The 25,153-nt window shown below is 33.9% G+C and carries 36 protein-coding genes; 17 read left to right on the top strand and 19 right to left on the bottom strand.

Going from position 1 to position 25,153, the window contains the following annotated elements; all coding sequences use genetic code 11:
* Positions 1-237: 237 nt before the first annotated feature.
* Positions 238-2,121 carry a HAMP domain-containing sensor histidine kinase gene (locus K5790_RS04250; protein ID WP_297592694.1) on the bottom strand — a complete coding sequence of 628 codons (1,884 nt, stop codon included), beginning with the start codon at positions 2,119-2,121 and terminating at the stop codon, positions 238-240.
* Between the two features lie 60 nt (positions 2,122-2,181).
* Here K5790_RS04250 and K5790_RS04245 point away from each other — a divergent pair, with 60 nt between their 5' ends.
* The 3 genes from K5790_RS04245 (at position 2,182) to K5790_RS04235 (ending at position 4,862) form a co-directional block, all read left to right on the top strand.
* Entirely contained in the window at positions 2,182-2,544 is a 363-nt protein-coding gene (locus K5790_RS04245; RefSeq protein ID WP_297592693.1) for a hypothetical protein, read from the top strand.
* A 33-nt stretch (positions 2,545-2,577) separates the two neighbouring features.
* Positions 2,578-2,937: a response regulator gene (locus K5790_RS04240; RefSeq protein WP_297592692.1), complete on the top strand. Its 360-nt coding sequence runs from the start codon at positions 2,578-2,580 to the stop codon at positions 2,935-2,937.
* A gap of 104 nt (positions 2,938-3,041) precedes the next feature.
* Positions 3,042-4,862, top strand: a complete 1,821-nt coding sequence (locus K5790_RS04235) for a PINc/VapC family ATPase (protein ID WP_297592691.1) — start codon at positions 3,042-3,044, stop codon at positions 4,860-4,862.
* Here K5790_RS04235 and K5790_RS04230 read toward each other — a convergent pair.
* Positions 4,849-5,313 carry an iron dependent repressor, metal binding and dimerization domain protein gene (locus K5790_RS04230; RefSeq protein WP_297592690.1) on the bottom strand — a complete coding sequence of 155 codons (465 nt, stop codon included), beginning with the start codon at positions 5,311-5,313 and terminating at the stop codon, positions 4,849-4,851. The two genes, K5790_RS04235 and K5790_RS04230, sit on opposite strands and share 14 nt — an antisense overlap.
* A 135-nt stretch (positions 5,314-5,448) precedes the next feature.
* Between K5790_RS04230 and K5790_RS04225 the strand changes: the two genes are divergently transcribed.
* Genes K5790_RS04225 through K5790_RS04210 form a run of 4 tightly spaced genes read left to right on the top strand, consistent with a single transcriptional unit; the run spans position 5,449 to position 7,821 of the window.
* Positions 5,449-5,799 (top strand): hypothetical protein, encoded by a 351-nt coding sequence (locus K5790_RS04225; RefSeq protein WP_297592689.1) that lies wholly within the window; start codon positions 5,449-5,451, stop codon positions 5,797-5,799.
* Between the two features lie 38 nt (positions 5,800-5,837).
* Positions 5,838-6,329: a DUF192 domain-containing protein gene (locus K5790_RS04220; RefSeq protein ID WP_297592688.1), complete on the top strand. Its 492-nt coding sequence runs from the start codon at positions 5,838-5,840 to the stop codon at positions 6,327-6,329.
* A 41-nt stretch (positions 6,330-6,370) separates the two neighbouring features.
* On the top strand, positions 6,371-7,006 hold the full coding sequence (locus K5790_RS04215) for a hypothetical protein (protein ID WP_297592687.1): 636 nt from the start codon (positions 6,371-6,373) through the stop codon (positions 7,004-7,006).
* Positions 7,007-7,047: 41 nt separating this feature from the next.
* On the top strand, positions 7,048-7,821 hold the full coding sequence (locus tag K5790_RS04210) for a sulfite exporter TauE/SafE family protein (RefSeq protein ID WP_297592686.1): 774 nt from the start codon (positions 7,048-7,050) through the stop codon (positions 7,819-7,821).
* A 105-nt stretch (positions 7,822-7,926) separates the two neighbouring features.
* On the opposite strand, the gene K5790_RS04205 is transcribed toward K5790_RS04210, so the two are convergent.
* Together K5790_RS04205 and K5790_RS04200 are read right to left on the bottom strand one after the other, a co-directional pair.
* A complete protein-coding gene (locus K5790_RS04205) occupies positions 7,927-8,379 on the bottom strand; it encodes a hypothetical protein (protein ID WP_297592684.1) in 453 nt (150 codons plus the stop codon).
* 3 nt (positions 8,380-8,382) lie between these two features.
* Entirely contained in the window at positions 8,383-10,152 is a 1,770-nt protein-coding gene (locus K5790_RS04200; protein ID WP_297592682.1) for an SDR family NAD(P)-dependent oxidoreductase, read from the bottom strand.
* A 99-nt stretch (positions 10,153-10,251) separates the two neighbouring features.
* Here K5790_RS04200 and K5790_RS04195 point away from each other — a divergent pair, with 99 nt between their 5' ends.
* Together K5790_RS04195 and K5790_RS04190 are read left to right on the top strand one after the other, a co-directional pair.
* The gene (locus K5790_RS04195) at positions 10,252-10,488 is read left to right on the top strand and encodes a hypothetical protein (RefSeq protein ID WP_297592680.1); all 237 of its coding nucleotides are present in this window, start codon (positions 10,252-10,254) and stop codon (positions 10,486-10,488) included.
* 2 nt (positions 10,489-10,490) lie between these two features.
* Positions 10,491-10,868 (top strand): hypothetical protein, encoded by a 378-nt coding sequence (locus tag K5790_RS04190; RefSeq protein ID WP_297592678.1) that lies wholly within the window; start codon positions 10,491-10,493, stop codon positions 10,866-10,868.
* Here the strand turns inward: K5790_RS04190 and endA are convergent.
* The 5 genes from endA to fbp all read right to left on the bottom strand — a co-directional run bounded on the left by endA (position 10,865) and on the right by fbp (position 15,611).
* Complete coding sequence (gene endA, locus K5790_RS04185; protein ID WP_297592676.1) at positions 10,865-11,401, bottom strand: tRNA-intron lyase; 537 nt, start codon at positions 11,399-11,401, stop codon at positions 10,865-10,867. The genes K5790_RS04190 and endA overlap by 4 nt on opposite strands.
* 76 nt (positions 11,402-11,477) lie before the next feature.
* On the bottom strand, positions 11,478-12,131 hold the full coding sequence (locus K5790_RS04180; protein ID WP_297592674.1) for a DUF47 domain-containing protein: 654 nt from the start codon (positions 12,129-12,131) through the stop codon (positions 11,478-11,480).
* A 66-nt stretch (positions 12,132-12,197) separates the two neighbouring features.
* On the bottom strand, positions 12,198-13,964 hold the full coding sequence (locus K5790_RS04175) for an ATP-dependent DNA ligase (RefSeq protein ID WP_297592672.1): 1,767 nt from the start codon (positions 13,962-13,964) through the stop codon (positions 12,198-12,200).
* Between the two features lie 38 nt (positions 13,965-14,002).
* Positions 14,003-14,413: a hypothetical protein gene (locus tag K5790_RS04170; RefSeq protein WP_297592670.1), complete on the bottom strand. Its 411-nt coding sequence runs from the start codon at positions 14,411-14,413 to the stop codon at positions 14,003-14,005.
* Between the two features lie 64 nt (positions 14,414-14,477).
* Entirely contained in the window at positions 14,478-15,611 is a 1,134-nt protein-coding gene (fbp, locus tag K5790_RS04165; RefSeq protein WP_367182858.1) for a fructose-1,6-bisphosphate aldolase/phosphatase, read from the bottom strand.
* Between the two features lie 130 nt (positions 15,612-15,741).
* Between fbp and tuf the strand changes: the two genes are divergently transcribed.
* Genes tuf through K5790_RS04150 form a run of 3 tightly spaced genes read left to right on the top strand, consistent with a single transcriptional unit; the run spans position 15,742 to position 17,592 of the window.
* Positions 15,742-17,040: a translation elongation factor EF-1 subunit alpha gene (tuf, locus tag K5790_RS04160; RefSeq protein ID WP_297592666.1), complete on the top strand. Its 1,299-nt coding sequence runs from the start codon at positions 15,742-15,744 to the stop codon at positions 17,038-17,040.
* A 10-nt stretch (positions 17,041-17,050) separates the two neighbouring features.
* On the top strand, positions 17,051-17,359 hold the full coding sequence (rpsJ, locus tag K5790_RS04155; protein WP_012215416.1) for a 30S ribosomal protein S10: 309 nt from the start codon (positions 17,051-17,053) through the stop codon (positions 17,357-17,359).
* Between the two features lie 29 nt (positions 17,360-17,388).
* Positions 17,389-17,592 (top strand): RNA polymerase Rbp10, encoded by a 204-nt coding sequence (locus tag K5790_RS04150; protein WP_367182839.1) that lies wholly within the window; start codon positions 17,389-17,391, stop codon positions 17,590-17,592.
* Here the strand turns inward: K5790_RS04150 and K5790_RS04145 are convergent, their stop codons facing one another.
* The 4 genes from K5790_RS04145 to K5790_RS04130 form a co-directional block, all read right to left on the bottom strand.
* On the bottom strand, positions 17,593-17,790 hold the full coding sequence (locus K5790_RS04145; protein WP_297592659.1) for a C2H2-type zinc finger protein: 198 nt from the start codon (positions 17,788-17,790) through the stop codon (positions 17,593-17,595).
* A gap of 2 nt (positions 17,791-17,792) precedes the next feature.
* A complete protein-coding gene (locus tag K5790_RS04140) occupies positions 17,793-18,203 on the bottom strand; it encodes a hypothetical protein (RefSeq protein ID WP_297592657.1) in 411 nt (136 codons plus the stop codon).
* Between the two features lie 52 nt (positions 18,204-18,255).
* Positions 18,256-18,528 carry a hypothetical protein gene (locus tag K5790_RS04135; RefSeq protein ID WP_297592655.1) on the bottom strand — a complete coding sequence of 91 codons (273 nt, stop codon included), beginning with the start codon at positions 18,526-18,528 and terminating at the stop codon, positions 18,256-18,258.
* Positions 18,529-18,657: 129 nt separating this feature from the next.
* Positions 18,658-18,780 carry a hypothetical protein gene (locus K5790_RS04130; protein WP_297592653.1) on the bottom strand — a complete coding sequence of 41 codons (123 nt, stop codon included), beginning with the start codon at positions 18,778-18,780 and terminating at the stop codon, positions 18,658-18,660.
* A 112-nt stretch (positions 18,781-18,892) separates the two neighbouring features.
* On the opposite strand from K5790_RS04130, the gene K5790_RS04125 reads away from it, so the two are divergent.
* Positions 18,893-19,408: a TIGR00725 family protein gene (locus tag K5790_RS04125; RefSeq protein ID WP_297592651.1), complete on the top strand. Its 516-nt coding sequence runs from the start codon at positions 18,893-18,895 to the stop codon at positions 19,406-19,408.
* Here the strand turns inward: K5790_RS04125 and K5790_RS04120 are convergent.
* Positions 19,388-20,530: a 3-hydroxyacyl-CoA dehydrogenase gene (locus tag K5790_RS04120; protein ID WP_297592649.1), complete on the bottom strand. Its 1,143-nt coding sequence runs from the start codon at positions 20,528-20,530 to the stop codon at positions 19,388-19,390. The two genes, K5790_RS04125 and K5790_RS04120, sit on opposite strands and share 21 nt — an antisense overlap.
* Before the next feature lie 53 nt (positions 20,531-20,583).
* On the opposite strand from K5790_RS04120, the gene K5790_RS04115 reads away from it, so the two are divergent.
* Genes K5790_RS04115 through K5790_RS04105 form a run of 3 tightly spaced genes read left to right on the top strand, consistent with a single transcriptional unit; the run spans position 20,584 to position 21,477 of the window.
* On the top strand, positions 20,584-20,751 hold the full coding sequence (locus tag K5790_RS04115) for a hypothetical protein (RefSeq protein ID WP_297592647.1): 168 nt from the start codon (positions 20,584-20,586) through the stop codon (positions 20,749-20,751).
* A gap of 1 nt (position 20,752) precedes the next feature.
* Positions 20,753-21,031: a hypothetical protein gene (locus K5790_RS04110; protein WP_297592645.1), complete on the top strand. Its 279-nt coding sequence runs from the start codon at positions 20,753-20,755 to the stop codon at positions 21,029-21,031.
* 38 nt (positions 21,032-21,069) lie between these two features.
* Positions 21,070-21,477, top strand: a complete 408-nt coding sequence (locus K5790_RS04105; RefSeq protein ID WP_297592643.1) for an HIT family protein — start codon at positions 21,070-21,072, stop codon at positions 21,475-21,477.
* A 2-nt stretch (positions 21,478-21,479) separates the two neighbouring features.
* Here the strand turns inward: K5790_RS04105 and K5790_RS04100 are convergent, their stop codons facing one another.
* From K5790_RS04100 to K5790_RS04085, 4 genes are read right to left on the bottom strand one after another with little or no spacing between them, the layout of a single operon-like run.
* A complete protein-coding gene (locus K5790_RS04100; RefSeq protein ID WP_297592641.1) occupies positions 21,480-22,148 on the bottom strand; it encodes a DnaJ domain-containing protein in 669 nt (222 codons plus the stop codon).
* 60 nt (positions 22,149-22,208) lie between these two features.
* Positions 22,209-22,571, bottom strand: a complete 363-nt coding sequence (locus K5790_RS04095; protein WP_297592639.1) for a cupin domain-containing protein — start codon at positions 22,569-22,571, stop codon at positions 22,209-22,211.
* A 5-nt stretch (positions 22,572-22,576) separates the two neighbouring features.
* Positions 22,577-23,032: a cupin domain-containing protein gene (locus tag K5790_RS04090; RefSeq protein ID WP_297592637.1), complete on the bottom strand. Its 456-nt coding sequence runs from the start codon at positions 23,030-23,032 to the stop codon at positions 22,577-22,579.
* Position 23,033: 1 nt separating this feature from the next.
* Positions 23,034-23,399, bottom strand: a complete 366-nt coding sequence (locus K5790_RS04085) for an SHOCT domain-containing protein (RefSeq protein ID WP_297592635.1) — start codon at positions 23,397-23,399, stop codon at positions 23,034-23,036.
* 81 nt (positions 23,400-23,480) lie between these two features.
* On the opposite strand from K5790_RS04085, the gene K5790_RS04080 reads away from it, so the two are divergent.
* Positions 23,481-24,188, top strand: coding sequence for a hypothetical protein (locus tag K5790_RS04080; protein WP_297592633.1), 708 nt, complete (start codon positions 23,481-23,483; stop codon positions 24,186-24,188).
* On the opposite strand, the gene K5790_RS04075 is transcribed toward K5790_RS04080, so the two are convergent.
* Positions 24,183-25,004 (bottom strand): tetratricopeptide repeat protein, encoded by an 822-nt coding sequence (locus tag K5790_RS04075; RefSeq protein ID WP_297592631.1) that lies wholly within the window; start codon positions 25,002-25,004, stop codon positions 24,183-24,185. The genes K5790_RS04080 and K5790_RS04075 overlap by 6 nt on opposite strands.
* Positions 25,005-25,153 lie beyond the last annotated feature (149 nt).

Genomic DNA, 25,153 nt, shown 5'->3' with positions numbered 1-25,153 from the left:
TGTTTCTGGGCTCGTAAATCTTCTATGATTGACTATTGGAAATTGCAGGCATGGTAAAATAGTACTCGTCTTCAAAATCGTAATCTGAAGTGCCTTTTTTGCGCAAATATTCAAAATATGACGTACAATTTTTGTAAAATTCCTTGTTTTTTTCGAATTCATTTGGCATGTTTTTCGTCTCAAAATCTGCATTTTTTAAAGAGAGTGAGTGTTTTTAGTTCTCAAAGTTTGTTTTCTTTAAGTTGAAACTGGTGATTTTGTAGATTTTGACTCTTCTTTAGGAATGGTAAATGAGAAGGTTGCTCCTTGATTTGGAGCACTTGATACTGAAATTACTCCCTGGTGATTATCTATAATTCCCTTACAAATTGCTAGTCCAAGACCACTACCTCCTTTTTCTCTAGTAAGTGTTGCATCAACCTGATAGAATTTTTTAAACAGATCGTTTTGCTTTTCCTTGGGAATTCCTACCCCGTTATCTTTTACACTTACTTTGATCTCACTTGGGCTGTCTTCTAATTGTATGTCGATTTTTCCTGAACCCGGTTTGATCACATTCAAACTATTTTTGATTAGATTTGTCATCACTTGTTCTATTCTTTCTGGATCATGATTGATTTTCACATCCACCAAATTGGTTGTGACCTCTACATTATTTTTTTCAAATTCTGGTTTAAATGATGTGATTGCTTTATCGATTGTTTCTTTTATGTTGGCCAGTTGTTTTTTCATTTTTAATTGACCTAAATCTAACTTTTGTGCATCAAGCAAATCTGATATAATCGATAGCAAAGTTTCTGAACTTGACTTGATAATTCCTATTCTTTCTCTTTGTTTCTCTGTTAACTTTCCTAAATGTTCTCCAAGTAAAATATCTGCATATCCTTGGATAGGAACTAATGGTGTTTTTAGTTCGTGAGTAATCATTGCGAGGAATTCATCTTTTGCAATATCTGTCTTTTTAGCTTCTTCTTCTTTGATTTTGATTGTATCTGACATTATGTTGAAGTTATCAATTAATTGACCAATCTCATCAGTACCGGAATATTGTATTTTTTCACCATAGATTCCTTCCTTTACTTTTGAGAGTGCTTTGGTAATTATTTCTAATGGAGATAATGACTGTCTGATGATAAAGAGAACCAAGAAGAATACTGCAATATCTACTATTAGTAGAATCTGTATTATGATAAATTTCTCAGAACCTTTGCTTGTGATTTCATTATTCCATGCGTTAAGCAGACTATCAATTTCTTCAAATAGTATATTTTTTTGCAAATTCATTTCAATTTTTGCTGAATTAAATTCTGGGGATAAGAGTGATTTCTCCTCTAGGGTTTGAACTCTTAATTTGATTGCTTCCCATAATGGATCTAACTTTCTTAATGCCTCTGAATTCTCCCTTGGAATTGGTTCTAATTCCTCATGAGTTGCACCCACACTTTCGACATCTAGATCTAAAGTTGATACCTGTAAGAGTTTTCTGATTCCTATCTCAAACTTTAGATTTTTTTCTACAAGCTCACTTTGAGCATCTTCTTCTTCTCCAATTGATAACAATAATGTCTGTTGACCAATTATTTTAGCACACTCTGCTAAATCCTTAGCAATTTGTTTGTGTTCATTGAAGTTTCTATCTAGTCCTTCAAATTCATTTACCATATTGTTTGTAAGTAATACTAAATCTTGATTTTTTTGTAGAATGTAATTCATGGCAGCAGTGGCCTCTGGATCAAATATAGAAGACTTTTCGACTTCTAAAACACTATCTTTGTATTTCTGCCAAGAGGTTTCTACTCTATTGTAATCATTGATTAGTGTTGGAGGTATCCTTTCAAGTAACTGATTTTTAATTATCCCTCCATTTTTTATTTTTGAAAGAGTTGATTCAATTTCTTCAACTTGATTCACAAAGTCATCCTTGTCTTCTACATTTCCACTTGCAATTGAAGTTGCTAATGATGAAATTAACTCTGCTTTCACTTTAACATCTCCTGCTCTAATTATTGAATATGATTGAGATACATCGGATTTGTCATCTTGGTATAGTAATAATAAGTTAAATGCTGCAACAGCAATTAAAATTGCAATTAAAAGATATGCCTTGGTGACTATCTTCATAAACCCTAAGACTTTGCATAGAGTATAAAAATAATGGTAAATTTTGTTTAGTAATTAATAATGAATGATGAATTTATTGAGGTTGCCACAAATGAGATTGCCTCTGATATTGCGCAAATTGAAAAAATCATGAATTCATGCAAAACCGATGATGATGTTTTTGGAAATGCTTCAAAATTTCAAATACACACACACAAAATCAAGGGTCTAGCACCAATGATGGGCAAAGAGAAGTTAGGGATGCTATCTGCATCTCTTGATTCACTTTTTAAAAACATGATCTCTGGTACTCAGTATGAAAATATTTTCATCATCCTAAGTCCTGTTGTAGATGACATGCGACATTCTCTTAATGAGCCTAATTATGAATTAAGTCAAATAATTCAGAGAATTGAACAGGTTTTGTCAAATGAACGCCTCTAAATATTTTTTATATTGAATTATAGTAGAACACCTATGGCCGATATCCTGATTGCTGATGATTCTGATGCAATCCGACTGGTCTTAAAAGATATTTTGTCTATTGGTGAACATAATGTTATTGCAGAAGCAATTGATGGAGCAGAAGCTGTTGAACTTTATCAAAAACATAATCCTCAAATTTTATTATTGGATTTGGCAATGCCTCGTAAAGATGGTCTGACTGTTGTTAAGGAAGTGATTGCATATGATCCTAACGCAAAAATTATTCTAATTACTGCAAGCGATGATCAAAAAGTAATTAATCAATGCTTAGAGTGTGGTGCATCATCTTATATCTCAAAACCTTTTGATTTTAACGGAGTGTTAAAAACCATTACAGAAATTGCACAATAATCCTCCTAATTTGTATAATTAAAGTAACAATCCCTGAATTAATTATTGAATGTTTTAACAAAGTAATTTAGGGTCTTGTCTTTAAGGTAATATGAAGAGTAAACTTGTCTAAAATAGTATCTGATACAAGCGTAATCATTAATGGGCAATTGATTGCACAAATTGAGTCCGGTTCAATCCGAAATGCCGAAATAATAATTCCTCAGGCCGTCTTTGATGAATTACAATCTCAGGCTTCAGGTAAAAAAGAGCAGGGATTTGTTGGATTAGAAAAAATTAGAAAACTAAAAGAACTATCAGGGAGTTTTGGTATTACCATAACCATAAAGGGAGTGCACCCATCTAATGATGACATTAAACTTGCAGGTAGTGGAAGAATTGATGCTTTGATTATCGATTTAGCTAAACAGACTGAATCGATACTTTACACATCTGATAATGTTCAGCATTTAGTTGCTCAAGCTGAGGGTGTGGAAACAATATTCCTAAAATCCCTTATCAAAGATACAAAAATGGAATTTATAAAATTCTTTGATTCTGAAACCATGAGTGTTCATCTTAAAGAAAATCAATTCCCACTTGCAAAAAAAGGAAAACCTGGAAATTTTATCTTAACTCAGATTGATGATACATTACTGACTAGGAGTTATTTGGAAATGATCTCTTCTCAAATACTAGATGTTGCAAATATCTCTGATTCAAGCACCATTGAAATCTCAAAGACTGGAGCTTCTGTAATTCAACATGAAGATTATCGCATTGCAATTACCCATCCTCCTTTCTCAGAATCTTTTGAAATAACCATTGTTCATCCGATAGTGAAATTATCTTTGGATGATTATGATTTATCTGAACAATTAATGGATAGATTCTCTAATAGTGCTGAAGGAATTGTAATTTCTGGTGCCCCAGGATCTGGTAAAAGCACACTTGCCTCTGGTCTTGCAAATTATTACCATAGTCTGGGAAAAATTGTTAAAACATTTGAATCTCCTCGAGATTTGCAAGTAAATTCAGGAATTACACAATATAGTAAATTGGAAGGAAGCTTTGATAATACTGCCGATATTTTGCTGCTTGTTCGTCCAGATTATACTATTTTTGATGAAGTAAGACGAAGAGAGGATTTTAGAACATTTGCAGATTTACGATTAACTGGCGTTGGGATGGTTGGTGTTGTCCATGCAAATTCTCCATTAGATGCCATTCAGAGATTTATTGGAAAAATTGAACTTGGAATAATTCCAAATATTTTGGATACTGTAGTCTTTATCAAAGATGGAAAGATTGCAAAAGTCTATGAATTAGAACTAAAAGTCAAGGTTCCTACAGGTATGACTGAATCAGATCTTGCAAGGCCTGTAATTGAGATTAGAAATTTTGAAGATAAGGAATTAGAGCATGAAATTTACACTTTTGGAGAAGAAAATGTAATTGTTCCAGTAAGTAAAAAAACCCAAAAAATTGGGATTGAAAAACTTGCCGAAGATAAGATAAAGGAGGTGTTTAGAAAATATGATCCTCATGTAGAAGTTGAAATTTTATCTGATAATAGAGTTAAGGTCCTTGTAAATGAGCACAACATTGCATCCATAATTGGGAAGGGAGGCTCAAATATCAATGAGATAGAAAAATTTCTCAAAGTACACATTGATGTTGTAGAAAAAAATTCTGATGACTCTATAGAATCTGATAATGATTTACAATTCACTTTTTCAGAATCAAAAACTTCATTCCTTCTGACAGTTAATCGAGAGTATACCTCTATGTATGTTGATGTTTATGTTAATGGGAGAAATCTAGGTTCATTGCGAATTGGAAAGAAGGGACAGATAAAAATTCCCAAACGTTCTGATATTGCACGAAGTATAATGAATAACGCATCAACTAAAAACGAAATTAAATTAGTTCTTAGAGATTTTTAAAATTTTCAATAATTTTTGGATTTGCTTTTAGAAAAGTAATAAATTTTCTTAACTGCTTTATTGTTTTTGGGTTTAGATGATGTTCTATTCCTTCTGTATCTTGGTTTGCAGTATCATACCCGATGCCTAATATCTCAAAAAATTCTAATAAAATACCATGCTTTTGTCTTATGCCTTTAGCAATCTCAGAACCTTTACTTGTAAGATTTATTCCATGATACTTTTCATATTCTAAGAACCCATTCTCGTCTAATCTTTGAAGCATTTTTGTAACACTTGGTGCACTAACATGCATGTATCTGGAAATGTCTAGTGTAGTTGCATATCCTTTTAATTCTACTAGTTCTGAAATAATTTCCAAATAATCTTCCATTCTTGTACTAGAACGAGTTCTTTCTGATTGATGAGCTGCTTTAATTGAATCTAGTCTCTTTGTATTTTTGGATTTCATCTATTTCTTGTAACTAAATCAAAGCTAGTATAATTGAGTGTCTCTTCTGCTAGCCATGGTTACTCTTTGTTGACTTGGATGTGACAGATATTGATCTTCGATTCTTAACTAATTTTCTTTAAAGCAGTAACTGGAATGGTTGATCCCCTAAAGGAACGACTAGATAAAATTAAAAAATTATCTGGCTCTGCCCATCGTCGAGCAAATTTGTATTCTGATATTGCCAAAATTGATGATAAACATACTGGTTCTTCTTTAGGTGCACTTCAAAAAGCACCAGCACCTGGTAAAAAACTCCAAAAAATAGGATTTTTGATGCTATGGATTCCTGAACCTACTGGTGTTACATGTGCAATTGGTGCCCCCATGATAGTAGCCGGAAGATATCTTGACAAAAAATACAACGGTACTACCATACATGATATTGGTCATCAAACAAAGAATACAATTTCATCAATTAACGATTTTAAGAATTCTGTTTTTTAACACTCTTGGTTTTTAATAGGACTAGGAGAATTTAGATTATGACTACAAGGGCTCAAGCATTAATTCCAATTACTATTGCTGCTGTGATAATTGGTGTGGTAGGAATACTGTCGCTACCAAGTGAGAGTAAATTAGAGTCAGTTGAATTTCCAAGAGGTACTATCAAAATTGATGACATTCCACTTGAAGTGCAAATTGCTGATACTGAACCTCGACGTGTGAGGGGATTGATGTTTCAAGATCAATTACCATATGATCAAGGAATGATCTTTGTATTTGATCAACCTGGGCTTTACTCTCTTTGGATGTTAAACATGCAATTCCCACTAGATATGATTTGGTTTGATGATGATGGTAAAGTTGTTCATATTGAAACTAATATCACTCCGTGTAGAACTGCATTAGAAATCACAACTTGTCAAAGTATTGTTCCTGACAATGAAGCAACTTATGTTTTAGAGGTCACGGCAGGATTTGTTGAGCAAAATAACATTACAAAAGATTCTGTTTTGACTATTATTTCGATCTAAAATTCCAAAGCCTTATTTTAAGATGCTAAAAATTACTATTAGTGAATAAACTAATTTTAATTCCTGTAATCCTTGGCATTGCAGCAGTACTTTCTTTGTCATTAATGTTGATCTCTGAAGATACAAACCCTACACCACTAACTGATGAAGGTTTTACTTTTTATGATGCTGAGAAGATAAAGACAAAACTTGGAATGCAAAACATTACAATGTCTTCTCCTACTGCAATCACTGATCACACTAAAGACCAATACTGCACTTATTTTGATTCAAATGACGTGCAGAAATTTGTAGAATATTGTACCACTACTGCTATTGTCAACTCTGACGGTGACTCTATTGGCAATATCAATATGGGAGGAACCATTAATGGAGGGCCCATTATGGCAGTTGCTCTGATAGAATCATCTCCATTTTTAGATTCAAGTAAAGATGAGGTTGATGCTATTTTTGAGGCTATGATTGAAACTCTAGTTTGTGATTGTTGGGCAGAAAAACAACCTGGAAATTTTGAAACAGTACAAGAATGGATTAATGCTGCAGAAAGACACTTTGCAGAATCTGATCAGAGTTCTTCTCTTAAATCAGAAATTTCTGGTTTGGCTCAAAAAAAGATTATTTTAGAAGTTTCTGCAACTGGAGATGCATATCTTTGGACATTAATTGTTCTAAAGTAGTCTAATTATATACTACAAAATTAGTTGATTGACGAATTACAATGATTGATCAATTATGGCTAATTCTATTGGGATTTGCTGCGGGAATTTTAGGTTCTATGATTGGCCTTGGGGGTGGAATAATAGTTGTTCCTGTATTGACTTTTCTAGGATTTCCACCTACTGCTGCAGCAAGTAATAGCCTCTTTGCTGCTCTTAGCAATTCAATTGCGTCTACTATCTCTTACACAAAGCAAAAGAGAATTGAATTTTCTTTGGGATTAAAACTTGGATTGTTATCTATTCCTGGAACTGTTTTGGGTGCACTGATTTCCACTGATGTCACTCCAATTGTTTTTAAAATATTATTTGGGTTTGTATTGATTGCATCTGCTGTGTACATTTTTTTGAGAAAGAAAATCCAAACCAAAGATAAAATTTTATCAAAACAAATGATGTTATTTGCAGTTGGTGCTAGTTTCTTTGCTGGAATAATTTCTTCATTCTTTGGTATTGGTGGCGGTATAATCTTTGTGCCATTAATGGTAGTTGGAATGGGTATGGCTATGAAAAAAGCGGCACCTACATCACAACTAATATTGTTATTTGCATCATCATCAGGAGTAGTCGTGCATAGTTTGTTAGGACATCCTGATTTTCTTCAAGCAGGATTTTTAGCAATTGGTTCTTTTATTGGTGGATTAGTTGGTGCAAGATTATCCCTTGATGTAAAGGAGAGATATCTGCAGATACTAGTATCAGTTGTAATCTTGATTGCAGCAGGAAAACTATTTCTTGATTCCCTAAGTGAAAATTTCCCACTCTTTGGATTTTAGCCTCTGTTTTTGATTTGTATTTTTATACTTATTTTGTAATACATGTTGTTCGTTGAGTCTTAGGATTTGACGGCTGAGGAGACTAGTCGGCTCCTCGGTTTTGTATTATCTTGGTGGTTCTTTTTTGATTCTGTAAATGTTTCTCTTTGAAAGTACTACTGTTTCGTTCTCTTGAGTTGTTCCCTCAAAATCTACTGCTATTTTTCCAAACTCATCATCTATGTCTTCTTTTTGAGAAATTGTAAATTTTAATTTCAAGACTTGATCAGTATAAAATGGTTTTAGAAATCTAGTGTTTCTATTCTTCCATTCAGGATCTCCATCGGTTCCTAGAAAAATAATATGATTTCCATAAATTTGACTTAGTCTTGTAAATTCTCCTTCCATTCTTGATAAAATTGCTCTACCTGAAACTATCTGTTGTTCTCCTTTTTGTTTTTGTTCCAAAAATGCATTTTTCACTCTTGAAAAGTTGAGATACTCTTCTAACTCTTTGTCTGAAATACTACATGTTGAAAAAAAACTATCTCCAACTTTTAATTCAGAAATTTTTTTCATTATCTATCTTGATTCATCAACACAGAAAGTTACTTCTGCTGATGAAGCAGCACTATCTGATACGAGGAAATTTAGTGCATCTGCAATTCGTTGATTGCTAGGTTCTGTTCCTGTAACAGTTCCTGGGAATATTGTAAATAATCTAATTTTAGAATTTAGAACATCACTTAATTCTTGATTTACAGTTGTTGTAAATGGTCTTAGCGCTCCTCTGAAAACTTCAACTTGAGCTCTTTGTGTACCTGTAACTTTACGGTCTACTGGTAAATCCGGACCAATTATCATGATTGCACCTTTGGCATCTTTGTATAATCTTGGATCTTTTGCTCCTCCTGGAACAAAGTGTTCAAGTGCTCTTTGTGCGACTGTTGCAGGAGTCAAAATGAATTTTGCTGTTAGTTCTTCCCATTTTGCCCTTGTTTGTTCAGTTAATTTTGATATTTCTGGTAGTTTTCCAGTGACATGAATTACTGCTAATATTTCTCCAATGTTGGTTTTGGCAGTATTTAGCCATCTTTCTACATCTCCTGGATTTCTAATATCTACTACATGTGAATGAAATTTACTGCTAATCTGCTCTTGGAGTTCTTTTGGGGTTGACTCTGAAATAAAACAAGCTACTTTTCCACCATTCTCCACAATATGTTGGGCCAAAAATTCTACTCTGTCTGCATCTGCCTTATCTGTTGCATCTATTGTTAACACGATTGCTTTTCCCGCAAAGTCTGGTTGATGAACACCCGGAGTTGTGGTTCCAATGTGTGGTTTTACTGGATAGAAGACCCTGTCTCCAGGAATCACTTTGCCGTTTAGTATCTTTGCAATCTCATCATCACACAAATTCAAAACTGATTCTGCAACTTGACCTTGTGAAAGAAATTCTCTGTTTGCAATCATATGTGATGTGTTGTTTTGCACTTTTTCTGCAATTGTTTGGATTTTGTTTAGTAGATTTGTAAATGTCTCAGTTAATTTGGATACGTCTTTACCATTTGCAAGTTTTGCTGCTGCTTTTGCAATCCCTTCTTTGATTGTATTATCATCTTCGCCTAATAATTCTAGTAATTCTCTATTGGCTTTATCTACTTCTACTGGTGAAAGATCTTCAAAACCACTAACTCTCATAAACTCTGCTGCTGCTTTTGGATAAACTGTTTTGTAAATTCTATCTGAATGAACCGGGCCTGGATTTGTTGCAATTGATATGATGCCTTTATCGGTTAGCTCCCATGACATTGCTTCAGCTAATCTGTTTTTTGCACCTTGAGATGCAGTATATGGACTTCTAAATCTGTAAGGTCTTTGCTCTAGGGGTCTTTCTTCAGTAAAGAAAGTTGAAATTGTAATTATTTTTCCTCCTTCTTTCATTACTTTTAGTGCTTGAACAGAACCCCAAAATGTCCCAGTAAGGTGTATTGCTACAGTGCTTTTAAAATCCTCTAATGGAGCATTTGCAAAACAAGTTACAGGACCTGATACTCCTGCGTTATTAATAATATAATCAACGGTAGTATTTTCATTTTTTAAAGTGTTAAACATCTCATTCATTGCTGTTTCATCGGCTACGTCAACTCCGGCAAAAATTTTAACAGATGCCACGCTACCTTGAGGGATTTTTGATTCTAACTCTTTTGCTGCTTCTTGGAGTGGTTCTTTTCTTCTTCCAAGAATGATTACACTTGCTCCGTTTTCAATAAATTTTGTAGCAATGGCTTTACCTATACCTGTACCACTACCTGTTACAAGAGCAATTTTATTTTGAAATTTTAGCATAGATAAACTGTCAAAACTTTTGTGATATTTAATTCGATTGATCTTAGTGACTCATTTTTTCTTGATATCTTTATTTGTGGGTACCCTTCAAGATTTTATATGCATGATTCAGAACCTGACACTTTTGTATATCAAACATGGCCTGAGAAGTTTTCAAGTATGCTAAAGGAGATCGGCATAGATTCTGTATCAAAAGATATTGGAACTGATGAAGTTGAAAAAGGTGATTACTATAGTAGATATTTTGCTCAAACCCCTAGAATGATAACAAATAGAGGATGTCTTGATGTTAAGAACTCTAATATCGACGTAATTCAAATTATTCAGAAGGGATAAAAATGCAAGATCCAAATCCAATGCCTTGGGGTGCACTAGATAGATTTCAAGCACATTTTATTGTAAGAAAGGATGTTGGAAATTCTGTTGGTAATTATGTTGCAAAGACAAAATTGACAACAAAGGGACATTTTGGTTCTAAAAGAATAGTCAAAGTAGAGTGGGATGGACCCGGAAGTCTTGCAACAAAACTAAATGGTGATCTTGAATTAAATGAATTAATTGCAAAGCAATCCCTAAAAGATGCAACAATCTATGTTGAACCTACAGATGGTGCAGTGAGAATTAGGAGTAAATGGGATAATCATATTTCTTTTGGAATATCAAAAGAACTTTTTGAAATTTATGATAAAATAGCTGGCCACATAAAATCTATCTAAGCCTTCCACCAATCTAAAGCAAGAAAATCGACCTTGTCTTTTCCTTTTGGAATTGCTAAGATGAATTGTTTTCTAACTGTAGTTGCAAGTCTTCCTGCAAGAACTATTCCTGTAGATGAAATAGATTCTGTTCTGTTGTATACTTGAATCAGATATGGGGCATGATCAATTCCTGGCCCTTTTTCATACACTGCAAAGTCACATCCAAACTTTATTCCTGGGTTTATGATGTATCCTTTGTCTCTGAAATTTTTATACACTAAATATTTTTTATCAAAATCATGATACTCTTTTTTACAAATTTCAATTAGTTGTTCTGCTGTTAACTTTTGTTTTTTTGTATCTATTGTAATTTTTTTATTTTCAAGAAGATACAACCCTTCAATTAGATCTAAAATTAGAGGAGCATCAATTTCTTCTGGTATTGGTTTTGGTATTCCAATCGGTTTTCCATAATACCCTTGGCTGAAAAGTTTTCTAGAATCCTCGATGTTCCAAACAATTATTCTGTTTTCAATTAATTCGCTTTTCATAGTTAATTTGTAATGTTTAGTGTATATGAATTCTAATGTACAACATAAAAATAAAGTAAAATGTGAAATGGTGTTTTTAAAGACTCAACGCAAGTAAAATAAAGGAATCTGATACTCGTTGGCATTTATCTGCCATCTCTTCAATTCCTTCAATTACATCTTTCATTAACATAAGCTCTTTTGTATTTGATACTTCGTTTAGAAGTTTTATTGTTGCTTGTCTGTATTTTATGTCAATTTCTCTTTCGATGGTTTGAGTTTCTTGAGCCAATTCAATTGCATTAGCAGTGTTTGTATTAAGACTTCGAATGATTTCATTCAATTTGTATACTTCATCTACAACAAGTTCGATTAACTTGGTAAGATCTTTGTCAAGTTTTGCACTCTTTAATGTAGTTGGTTTTACATTTGAAAGCTTGAATGAAATTCCTGTGATGTAACCTGCTATTTCATCCATTGTATATGCTGTATTTAGAAGATTTTCTCGATTCATGATTAATCCTCCAACATCTGCAACTTCTCTTGTGATCTTTCTTCTTAGATTTTCTACCTCTTCTTCTATTGTAGAAATTTGTTCAAGAGTGTTTTTGATTCCAGTTTTGTCTTTCTTCATCATTAGATCTGGAAGTGTTGCTAGTTCTCTGGCAGCATTTAGGATTCTGTTTATTTCGTCTTGTAAAACTGCTATAGCCTTTCTTTTTGCTTGAACTTCAAGCTCTCCGCTATACATAACAGAATGTAAAAAATCCACAGGTAATTTAAATCCTCTATGATTTTTGATATTTTTTGAGCACGATTATATCAAATTTTTATCATGTGCCACTTTTTTTTGCCCTTTGTAAAGTGTAATTACCTCTTCATTAGTTGATGCATCTTCAGCTGCTTTTTCTAATCTAATCTTCCCAGTAAACTTTGGAAATCTCAAAGCTAGTCCTACTCCTTTTCTAATTACATCTCTTGCAGCTTTGTGAATTGGGCTGAGTGTAATTTCTGAAGCTACAACTTCGATAACTAATTCTGGCTCAAACCAAACATCAGCTTCCATCTCGCTCTGAATTCGAGGGTTTTTTTTGATTGTGACTTTGGGATTTAGGATTTGATATAATTGATCTAAACTATCATCTGAAAACCCTGTCCCGACTTTGCAAATACTTGTGAAAACATCTTCATCATCATCATATGTTGCAAGCAATAGTGTTCCATAATTTCCAGTTCTTCTTCCTTTTCCAAAAAACCCGCCTACTACAACCAGATCTAAACTATCTCCTAATTCGTTTTGATACTCTCTTTTTAGCTTTAACCAATAACTTCCTCTTGAACCTGCTTGATATGGTTTGTCTAACTGTTTTAACATCAGACCCTCGCTTCCAGAATTGATACTGTTCTCTAAAAAGTCCTCAATGTCATTTTCGTTTCTAACTACTTTCATTGGTATGTATTTTGCAAAATCATCTTCTTTGACAATTTTTTCTAATTTATCCCTCCTTTCTTCATAACTTAACTTCAAACAACTTTTATCATTGCAATACAGTATATCAAAAAAATTAACTGTAATTGGATACTGTGTAACTGCTTTTTCGATTTTGTATTTTCGTCTTCTATGCATTAATTCTTGAAACGGTAAAAATTCTCCCGTGTTCTCATTGATTGCAACAGCTTCGGCCTCTAGAATTGCGTTATCTGCCTGAATGCATTGCGGAATTTTTTCAATGATGTCTGGATAGTAACTTGAAATATTTTCTAAGCTTCTTGAGAATAATATTACTTTATTTCCTTCTACGTGAATTTGCACTCTCTCTCCATCTAATTTGTATTCAGCTGCAAATTCATTTCCTAGTTTTTCAATTGCTTCTTGTTCACTCTTCACCCTATCTGCAAGCATTGGTCTGATTGGATTAAATAAAATAATTTCAAATTTCTCTATACCTAAAATCCCTTTTGTTGCAATTGTTTCTGCAACTTTTCCTAAATCACTTGAAACATTGTATGCATGTTCTAAAATTTTTCTATTCTCTTTGTTTCCAGAAAAAGCTATTGCTAATGCATCCATTACTGTATTCTCAGCAATTCCTAAACGCAAAGTTCCCAATAAAATCTTCAAAATATAACTGGCCTCTAATGGTGTTGCATCATTTAGTAAACTGGAGATGTATTTCATCTTCATGTCTTGAGAGCGTGATCCTTCTGATTTTGAAATTTTAAACAGTGTCTCGTACACTCTCTCTACTGTAATGTCTTCTACAAGAAATGTTGTTTGTGTTTTCTGTTCTAAAATAATTGCTGCTGCATGCCCAATATCTCCGCCTTTTCTATATTCGTCTTCTATTTTTTTAATCTGAATTCCTGAAGATTTTGCAATGGCCCTTATTGCAAGTTTTTCTGCAACGCCTAACTCAATTCCTTCAAAATCTGGTCTTAACTTTCCTTGCAATAGATATACGATTTTTGAAATAACATTGTGAGGTGTTTTTTCAAACAATTCGACTAGAATTTTTGTCAACTCTAACCTCTTTGCAGTTGATTCCATTTTGAAAAAAGAATCAGCTAAGATGGAGAACTCCATTCTAAATCATAATCTATTCCCGAATAAAAGTATGAATCTTAAATGTATCTGAAAATTGTTGGTTTGTCTGATTTTGGAAGATCTGATACAAGGGCAAAATTGCATAACGGGTAATCTTTTTTGTATTGTTTCATAAAACTCCATGCCACGTCATGAGTTTTGAATTCAGTTCTTATTCCATCTATCTTTGATTTTTTTCCAAACACATCAAAAACCACCACTGAATATTGCTTGGGGCGATTATGAGGTTTAGCTTTGAGAAGCCATGCTAGTGCAAAAATAAACACTGCTCCTAAAATCACATACTCTCCAGCTATTTTGAAAAATGCTAAAATTATTCCTGGGATAGTTTGACCAAACAAAACTGCCATGAAATTTGAAAACGAAATTACCGCTAGTGCTGTGAATATGTAAGTTTTCCAATCAAAGATTTTTTGAAAACCAATCATTGTGTAATTTTGGTACGTTGTTTTGGCTATTAACTATTCCCTATGATTGAATCTAGTAATATGGCTAATCTGGATCTTCGTAATTTTCTTTCTTTTCACCACTGGAAGTTTCTTCCATAGGTTTCATCTTACTTTCTAGAACATCCATTCTAGCTCTGTATCCTTCAGCATATTCTAATTCTGATGGAACAAGTGTTGCCGGATGAATGAATCCTTGACTTCTAATTGCCATTGCTTTCTTTGTTGCAATCTCTCTAATGTAGTCCCAATCAGGTGTTGAGAATCCATCAAATGGACCAGTTAGCTTTCCATTATGCATGCTAAACACTAATGCCTCTACTATTGGAATACAAAAGTTGATTGTAGCAGCTGAGTTTAGTTTTACAGGCATCAATGGCATGTTGTGACTGCCTCTGGTATTTCCTGCAACAAAATGTGGATTGTTAAATACACTTCCTACTTCTTCAGTAGCTGGAAAATTCTTTTGAGTTCTAACGATGCAAATTGGATCATCCTTTCCAACATATGTGCCTGCAATATTGTGTAGTCTGTCTGTAGATGCATCAAGAATTGGTTCTCCATCTTTTGTATAAACAGAATCTACTACATATCTGCCAGGATACATTAATGCAGCTTCCAATGTTGGTTTGTCTTCCCATAATTCTAATTCTGCAATCTGAGCTTTTTCTACATCCATAATGTGGAATTTGACACCTTTGGCAAGACTTTTGTTTACAATTAATCCTGTATTGCTAAGTGCATCTACAAACATTCTGTAAATTGGATAATTAAATGCCCCTGGTTCTGTTTTATCTGCTGCAAATACTGTAAATGCTTCATTTGGCCTTTCCTCAAATTCTAATTCTGCAACTCCTGGGCCCATTCCTTTTACATTTCCTGAAAATGAATCTTTAAGCAAATCTTGTCCTGCTCCATAGAGTCCTTCTTCTTTTGCAACTTTGGTTCCTGCCATGAAAGCATCCCATGCTAACTTGTGGATCTGTTGATTGTCCACCCCATGTGTATGTGTCATTACAATGTGGGTATCGTCTCCACAATAACCGATATAGTGATCTATGAGCAAGTCTGAAGAATTTTTTACTGTATTTTTAATTGCATCAAGTAGTCTGTCGCTTGGTTTTGTGTGGCCTCCAACTCCTCCAACGTCTGCTTTGATAACGGAAACTGTAATTTTCATATCTACCATTTTTGCCCCTTTGATTTATGTGCTTTTAGCAAAGTCTTGTGATCTGAAATTAATTGATTTTTTTTTAATTTTTCTTCAAAAATTCATAACAGTAATAAATGCCCTCAAATACGCTCTTCATATGGCAGATAAACCACACTTGAACCTGATTGTTACAGGTCATATTGATAATGGAAAATCAACAACTATGGGTCATTTCTTGATGGATCTTGGTGTTGTAGATGAAAGAACAATTGCAGCACACGGAGCCGAATCCGAGAAGACCGGAAAAGGTGATACTTTCAAGTATGCATGGGTTATGGATAACATTAAAGATGAAAGAGAGAGAGGTATTACAATCGATCTAGCTTTCCAAAAGTTTGAGTCTCCAAAGTACTTCTTTACTTTGATTGACGCTCCTGGTCACAGGGACTTTATTAAAAACATGATTACTGGCGCTTCTGAAGCAGATGCAGCTGTTTTAGTACTATCAGCAAAAGAGGGTGAAACCGATACAGCAATTGCTGCAGGTGGTCAAGCAAGAGAACACGCATTCTTGCTAAAGACACTCGGTGTAGGCCAACTAATTGTTGCAATCAACAAGATGGATGCAGTAGACTACAAAGAAGATGCATACAATGCAGCAAAAGAAAAAGGTGAAAAATTAGTAAAATCTGTAGGTTACAAACTAGAAAACGTACCATTCATTCCAGTTTCTGGATGGAAAGGCGATAACTTGGTTAAAAAATCTGAGAATATGGCTTGGTACAAAGGAAAGACATTACTTGAAGCATTTGATGACTTTACAGTAGCTGAAAAACCAATTGGTAAACCACTACGTGTTCCAATTCAAGATGTTTATACAATCACTGGTGTAGGAACTGTGCCTGTAGGTAGAGTAGAAACCGGTGTAATGAAAGCCAATCAAAAAATCGTCGTGATGCCATCTGGCGCACAAGGTGAAATCAAATCAATTGAAACTCACCACACTGAAATGCCATCTGCAGAAGCAGGTGATAACATTGGTTTCAACTTGAGAGGTATTGAAAAGAAAGATATCAAGAGAGGAGATGTTCTTGGTACTCCTGATGCACCTCCAATGGTTGCAAAAGAATTCAAAGCACAAATTATTGTAATTCATCACCCAACAGCAATTGCACCTGGTTATACACCAGTAATGCACGCACACACTGCACAAGTTGCAGCAACTGTTACTGAGTTCCTCCAAAAGATCAACCCAGCAACTGGAGCTGTTGAGGAAGAAAATCCAAAGTTCCTTAAAGTTGGAGATTCTGCAATTGTAAAAATCAGACCAGTAAGACCAACTTGCATAGAAACTTTCAAAGATTTCCCTGAAATGGGTAGATTTGCTCTCAGAGATATGGGCGCAACTATCGCAGCAGGAATCGTTAAAGAGATTACTGAAGAGTACAAACCATAGGCGTATATTTATGACACAAACCGCCCGTGTTAAACTCACTTCCACCAGTCTTCCAAAATTAGATGGTGTATGCGGTGAAATAATGGGTATTGGTAAAAAAACTGGTGTCAAAGTTAAAGGTCCAACTCCACTCCCTGTGAAACGATTGCATGTTGCTACAAGAAAATCTCCATGTGGAAACGGAACTGAAACCTATGAAAAATGGGAGATGAAAATGCATAGAAGAATAATCAATATCAACGCTGATGATAAAGCAATTAGACAACTGATGCGACTGAAAATTCCTGATGATGTATACATTGAACTCTCTCTTACATAATCTGGTAGCCTTAAATTATAGAAATTTTGATGATAAACATGGTTGAAGATAACTTTGATGAAGTAGAAGAAACTCCTGTTGAGACATTTGACGTAAATTATTCCTGTCTTAGATGTGGGACAACTGTTTCAAATACTGAACTATCTCGATTGCCTGAAATCAAATGCATCTGTGGATTTAGAGTCTTTACTAAAGTACGACCACCAGTAGTAAAGACAATAAAAGCAATTTAATTATCTGTCTTTTTTGTAACTGTGTTCTCTTTGCAAATGCGTTCTCATATCTTCCATATTTGAAAAATATTTGTTACATTCTTTACAATCATATTCTAAATCTTTTCCATGAACAATTTGTTTATGATTCATCAACTCTTCTTCTTTTGAGAATTTTTTCTCACAGATGTCGCATTTACTTTTTCTAAAAAATCCCAAGATTATCCAAACTCTGCTTTCTTTTCATCCCAACAAGTTCTACATAACTGCCCTTCTATTTTCCATTTGCCTTTTGGGTTGTATCTGATTAATCCCATTTTTCCTCCACATATTGCACAAAAGTTTTTTGCTTTTCCGTGTGATTCTTCTTTTTTATCAAAACATGTTTTGCATAACAATCCTTCCATATCCCATTGCCAACGCGGTTCCCACAAATCTGTAATCTTTTGAGTATTACCACACTCTACACATGGCTGTCGAACTTTACCTTCATAGTATTCTTTTGATTTGTCAAAGTGACAATCTCCACAAAGCGGACCCTTAACATTCCATTCTCGTTTTGGTTTGTGTTTGTGAGTTAGTTCCTTATTACAAATGCTACAATATGATGGCTTTTTGGAAAATAGTCCCATGTCTATGTTAATTTCAATAAATTAATTATTAAATGTAATAAAAAATAGAGAATTAGAGTTTTAGTAACCCTGTTCCTCTGTTGACTGAAATGTACATCCCATCTACTTTTGGAATACTTGTTTTGTACATTTTTCCAAGTTCTATCTTAGATGTTCCCTTTGCGCTTTGGATCTTCAGACCACTAATTTTTCCAAGTTTTCCCTCTTGTGATTTCTTGAAACTTTCGCCAGCCCAATTCATTGATTTCAGAGATTCTTTTATTGTATGAGTCCCTTTTCCGGTACTTCTCACGACAATGGTGTCTATGAAATTAATTCCTGACATTATCTCTTATTGTGCAAAAATAACTCATAACAACTAGTTAGATATCTTACAAATCAATTAGCTAATTGTAAAATTATATGCATAAAATACCCTCATTTAGAAAATAAAAATAATAAAAACAAAATTGTATTATTGTTTTAAGATTTTCTCAAGGGCCTGACTTGCATTAAGCATGCCATTTCTCTTGGCAAATTCTTCGATCATTTTGTATTGTTTTTCTGTAAAACATACTGGCATTGAACGTCTTTCCATGAATGATCCTTGTATTTTTAACTAATATCCTTTTCTCTGATTTTTCAAGAAAAATTGTAAAATTACTTGTAAAAATACGAAGATTTTTCAACCCAATTTCTCAATCTTGGATATGACAAAGAAATGTCAGATACTAGTAATTGGACATAATACTAATGGTTGCAGACCTGAGCATGAAAAAATTGCTTATGAGGTGGGCGTTGAAATTGCCAAATCCAAATCTGTTTTGATTTGTGGTGGATTGGGTGGAGTGATGAATGCAGTTGCTCATGGTGTACATGACTCTAATGGAATTGCAGTTGGAATTATTCCTCAGGATGATCCAAAAATGGCAAATGAATACTGTGATATTGTAATTCCTACTGGAATGGGTCTAACACGAGATTTTCTCAATGCTCTAAGTGCAGATGGTGTGATAATTATTGGTGGAGGTTCTGGAACTCTATCTGAAGTATGTGCAGCTTACATGCACAAAAAACCCATGGTTGCAATCAGAAAAATGGGAGGTACAGTTGAACCATACATTGATGGCTTTCTTGATCATAGAGAAAATATCAAGATAATTGGCGTTGATTCTTCCAAAGAAGCGGTGGAAAAAATTCTGGAATTAACTACTCATAGACACTAGTAATGGATCTGGTTTGTAAAATTCTCCATTCTTCTCAGCTAGTTTGTTTAATTCATTGACAATATTTTTAATTCCTATTTGTTTTGCTGTTTCAAATAATGGTTTTTTCAATCCTAATCCTAATTGTGCAGCCTTTTCGATTTCTTCAATGTCGCTTGCACCATTTGTGACAAGCCATGCTGCATTGTTTAGAATGTTTGCAACTAACTGAATAGGATCACACTTTGTTGCCAATTCTTCAGAAAGTGTAACTCTCTCATATTTGTCATCAGAATATTTGTAAAATCCCTCGCCCGATTTTTGTCCAAGTTTTTTCTCATCAAACATTTTCTCAACAAGTGGGTGTGGGTTGATTACTTTTTTATCTCTTAAATGCATCTCTACTGTAGCTTTGTGAATAACATCCATTCCAGTAAAATCTGCCAACTCAAATATTCCCATTGGGAATCCTAGCTTGAATTTTACTGCTGAATCTATTTCTTCAAGAGTGGCACCAGTTCTGTCTTTTAGATAACATGCCTCATGAACCATTGGAATGAATAATCGATTAATGATAAAACCTGGAACATCTTTTCTGCAAATAACTGCTTGTTTGTTCACTGATTTTACATAATCTTGTGTAAGTTCTGTAACTTCTTTACTTGTTTTTTCTCCAGGAATTATCTCAACTAACTTCATCAGTTGTGGTGGGTTGAAAAAATGAATCCCAATAAATTTTTCAGGACGAGAAGTTGTGTTTGCAATCTCTGTTATTGGAAGTGTGCTTGTATTTGATGCAAAAATCACTCCAGGTGCTGCTACTTTGTCTAATTCAGCATATACTTTTTTCTTTAAATCCATAATTTCTGGAACTACTTCAATTACGAGTTCTGCATCTTTTACTGCTTCAGTTAAATCAACTACTGGTTTAATTCTTGAAAAAATTGCATCTCTTTCTTCTTTAGAAATTTTTTCTTTAGAAACTAGTTTGTCTAAACTCCATTTTATTTTCTCCATTGCTTTGTCTAAAAATGACTGCTCGATATCTCTTAGAACTACATTATATCCTGCAGTTGCTGAAACTTGAGCAATTCCATGCCCCATTACTCCAGACCCTAAAACTGTGATGTTTTTAATTGACACTGCTCTAAAAAATCGAGTATCCTTTATAATGTATTTCCAAATTTTAGAAAACCATGGGCTTGTTCAAACGTAAGAAAGATGATGAGAATCAAACCAAATGTGAAACATGTGGTACAGAATTACATGATCCTGAACGCTTGAAACGACATATGAAAAAAGCACATGGAAATGTACCTGCAAAGAAATTAGATCCAAATGCAGGAGATGGCGGTACATGGTAACATGGAACTAAGTTCTAGCCAAAAGGCAGGATTAGTTTTTGGGGGTGCATTTGTTGTAGCAGGAATAGTACTGTCCACACTTGTATTCCCATTTTGGAATCTAATTAGAGAAGATGTCTTTGAAGAAGTGGTTATTTTGAGTAACGATAATGGAGTTTGCTATATTGAGACTAGTGATAGTATTCCGAAAATAATTGAGAATTGCAATCTAAATCCTGGTGATACTGCCACAATCAAATTTGGTCAAGGTTTAGCATGGGCAAGCATTGTCAGCCCATAAATAGATGATTTAATATTCTGATTATTCAAATTTCAAATGTGGATTGTATATTTTGTAAAATTATTTCAGGGGATATTCCAGCTAAAATTCTAAGCCAAACTGAGCACTCAATATCTTTTCTTGATGCGTTTCCGCTAGCAAAGGGACATGTGCTTGTAATTCCAAAAAATCATCATCAAAAAATTCAGGACATGAGTGTTGGGGAGAATGCTGATTTGTTTTCACTAGTGCATTCTATGATATCTAAAGTAGATTCAATAACTGGTGCGACATTGGTTGCAATTCACAATGGCAAAGATGCAGGACAGGAAGTACCACATGTTCATGTGCATCTAGTTCCACGAAGTAGTTCTGACTCAGCTGGTGCCATTCACAGCATGTTTAACTCTACATTGAAACTCTCTGAAAATGAAATTGATGAATTGTACAATAAACTAAAAAACTAACTTCAATAAGGATACAGTCTTTCTTTTGTATCGCTATTTTCTACAATGATTGCTTTTGTTGGGCAAGTCTCTGCTGCATTCATGATTTTATTTACTCCTGCTCCTCTTTGATTAATTACTGATGATTTTGGATTTGATTTTGATTCTTTATTGATTAGAAAAACATCTGGTGCAATAATTTCACAACTACAGCATCCTATGCATCTGCTTTTATCGACATCGACAAAAAGATTTGGTTGCTGTTTTGGTTCTTTGGCTTTATCAAATTCCCCATTCTTGCCATCTGCACGTACTCGCGCGTTATAGTCCTCCCAGAATTTTCGTTCATACTCTTTCCAAAAATCAGGATCCCCCTCCTCAAACTCTCTAGTGTATTTTCCCCAGTCTTGCTGAGGGATGTCTTCTGGTGCTCCCCACTGTGGTTTTCTTCTATAGTCTGTTTTTGCACTTGATTTGTATTCTCCATCTTTTTTGTTTTCAGAATTTGTAGTTTGATTATTTTTTAGCATGTGATATGCTTCTGTAATTTTCTTAAATTCCGAATCTTCTTTTAGGCCCTTATTTTTGTCAGGATGATATTCTAATGCCAGTTTTCTGTAGGCTGCCTTGATCTCTTCTTGTGATGAATCATGATTTACTTTTAATATCTTAACAGCTTGGTATGTATTCACTAAAACTACAACCTGGTTGTATCTTAAAAATAATTTGCCTAAATCAAACCTGGTTTGAAATTATTCTAGGATTGTTTCATCGGTTGCCTTCCAGGCAGGTTCAACTATGCATAAAAATCTCAAATCTACTGTTCCTGTGTTTTCAATAAATTGCTCTGAATTTGGAGGGACAAAAATAGAGTCATCTTTTTGAAGATTGAAAAATTCATCATCTACTTTGAGTCTCCCACTACCTTCTAAAATATAATAAATTTCTGATGATTTGATTTTGTGAAGTTTAGATTTTTTCCCCGGCTCTAGTGTGAATTGAGCTAAACTGTAATTGATTCCATTTAGGGTATTGTGAGGATGAAAATATTGCTTGATGTTTGTTCCTTCATCGCCTTGAATCGATTCTATTTCAGAATTTTTTCTCAATGACATTGTTTCTAAATGATGTTGGAAACATTAGTTTTAAAATCTGATTCATACCAAGTAGTTTTGTATGATGCATTTTTTTTAGGTAGAATATTTATTGCAATATGTGAGAATGTCTTTTTCTTGTCAATTGAACCATGAGTGTGCAAAACATGGGCAGGAATATGTACAATGTCTCCTTCATTAAGTGAAATTCTCTCTGTTCTTTTTATTTTAAAGTCTGATTTTCTTGTACCGTATTTTCTAAAAATCTCAAGACTCCCTTTTCCTTTTGTTACCATTAATACCTGATTTCCATCGTGCTCATGAAGCTTTGTTCTAGAGCCATTCTCAAAGTGTACATGATAGATGTCTTGATCTTTTGATTTTATTTTCTCTGATAAGACCTTCATCCATGTTTTACCTGTAAACCAATTTGGATTTACTTTTCTTTTATCTCCAGAACCAAAAATGTTTGATTTTTTCATACTAAATCTTACTCAGTATCTTCTTTTTCTTTTCTAGAAATTCCTTTTGAGTGATAACTCCTGATTTTTTTAATTGACCAAGTTTTTCAAGTAATTCTAATTCTTCTTGTGTACTAGTTGTCATCTTTTTTGCAGATGCCATACCTTCACTGATTTTATTGACTCCTTTCTTTTTTAATTCCATACTCTCTTTCTTTGCTTTTGCTGACAATTCTTTGCTAACTTTTGATGCTTCCTTTGCAGTTAGTTCTCCAAGTTCAACTGCTTCATCTAATGCTTCATCTGCTTTTTTAATTCCTTCTTGAATTGCCTTGTCTGCTTTTTTTAAAAACCGTCCAATATATCCGCCTTTTTTTGCTGTTGCCATGATTCTTGTTTAATCTTAATTCTATTATCTCTTTCTTTTCTGAATTGGTTTAATACAAGGAAATACATAATTTAGTTAGTTTTGACAGAGAAGAATTTTGATGTAAAAACAATCGTAATTAGAAAAAATATGGAGGAAGATGAAGCTCTAAAAGTAATTGAGCAAAAAAAGACTGATCCTTTCAAATCACTACTATCAAGACCAAAAAAAGAAGACATTCATCTTGATTCTATGAAGTTATACTATGAGTGCTCATTAGTTATCTCAGCAAAATACAGTGCAGATTATTTCAGAAAAGCCGTACATACAATTGATGTTGATTCTAATGTTCATGAGATTGTAATCGGTGATGGCATTTTCCCGGTTCGCTCAAAATCTGGATTGGAGAAAACCTTTGTTGGAAAACGAGGAAAAAACAAAGTCGATATCAATCTAGAGGAGCATGTATTTGTTGAAGAAGAAGACGAATTGACATTTGACAATCATGGGATGGAAACAGAACTTCCATTCAAAATTGACTCAAAGAGCATTGAGAACTATCCCCAAAGAATACTAGAAGAGAATCAGCATACTGTAAAAAAGCTTGAATTTCCATACGAGTCTGGAATTGAGAAACTCAAAATTCATCTAAAAAAACCACTAGATCCTGAAGTAAGAGATCTTAAAGAGGACTTTGTATTACATGATTTAACAGAAGTTTATGTTCCAATTTTTGAAGCACGATTATCTGATCCAAAAAAGAAAGTTGAAATTATTAGAATAGATGCAGTAAGAAAAAAGATTCTATAATTTTACTAGTTTTCTAAACTCGTCATTACTGTGAAGTTTTTCAAATATCTTTTCTTCTTTTGCCCACTTGCGAATGATTTTAGGATTTTTAGAAATTGCTTGTCTTAGCAGATTTAATGACTCTGAAAGACTTCCCAACTCTGCTTTACTTCTTGATTTTGCATAAATGATATTTACATTGTCCTTGTGCTTTGATAGAATCTTGTCAAAAATCTCAATTGCCTTTTCATGTTTGCCTAACTCTGCAAGCTCAATTCCTCTGTGAAATAATGCATCCATGTGACTTGGATTATTTTTGTAAACACTATCAAAACAATTCAGTGCCTCCTCATGTCTTTTGAGTTTGCCTAAGATTATTCCCTTGTAAAATAATGCATTTGGTTTTCTTGGTTCAATTGTTATTGCCTTTTCTAATGTTGTAATTGCTTCTTCGTGTTCTTGGAGTTTATCAAGTAAGACTCCTTTGTTAAAATATGACGGAGCATGTTTTGGGTCTGCCTCAATTGCCTTGTCATAACATTCTGCAGCATCTTGAATATTTCCCATCTCAGCCATTGCAATTCCTTTATTGTTGTATGCTTGTGCATCTTTTGGATTGATTTCAAGTAATTTATCAAAACATGTGACTGCATCACTATACTTTTTGATTTGATTTAGTGCCAATCCCTTATTGTATAATGCTGATGCGTTTTTGGAATCTTGTTTTAGAACTTTGTTAAATAGTGAGATTGCCCCCTTTGGTTGGCTCTTCTCCATTAGTGACATTGCATTATAGAGCAAATCTTCAATGTTTTCTTTTGAGCCAAACAGTCCCATAATTTTGAAAATAATGTACTGCTATTGAAAGTTTGGCTTAGCCTAAAGATTTGAATTTCTTTATTGCCTCTTTTGCCATTTCTTCTTGTTCTTTGGCAGAGGTATTTGTTGGATCATCCGTGGCATATGCTTCTTTTTCTTCTTTTTTC

This window comes from Nitrosopumilus sp. (assembly GCF_025698945.1).
Lineage (GTDB): Archaea > Thermoproteota > Nitrososphaeria > Nitrososphaerales > Nitrosopumilaceae > Nitrosopumilus.
This window is presented reverse-complemented; position numbering and strand designations above follow the sequence as displayed.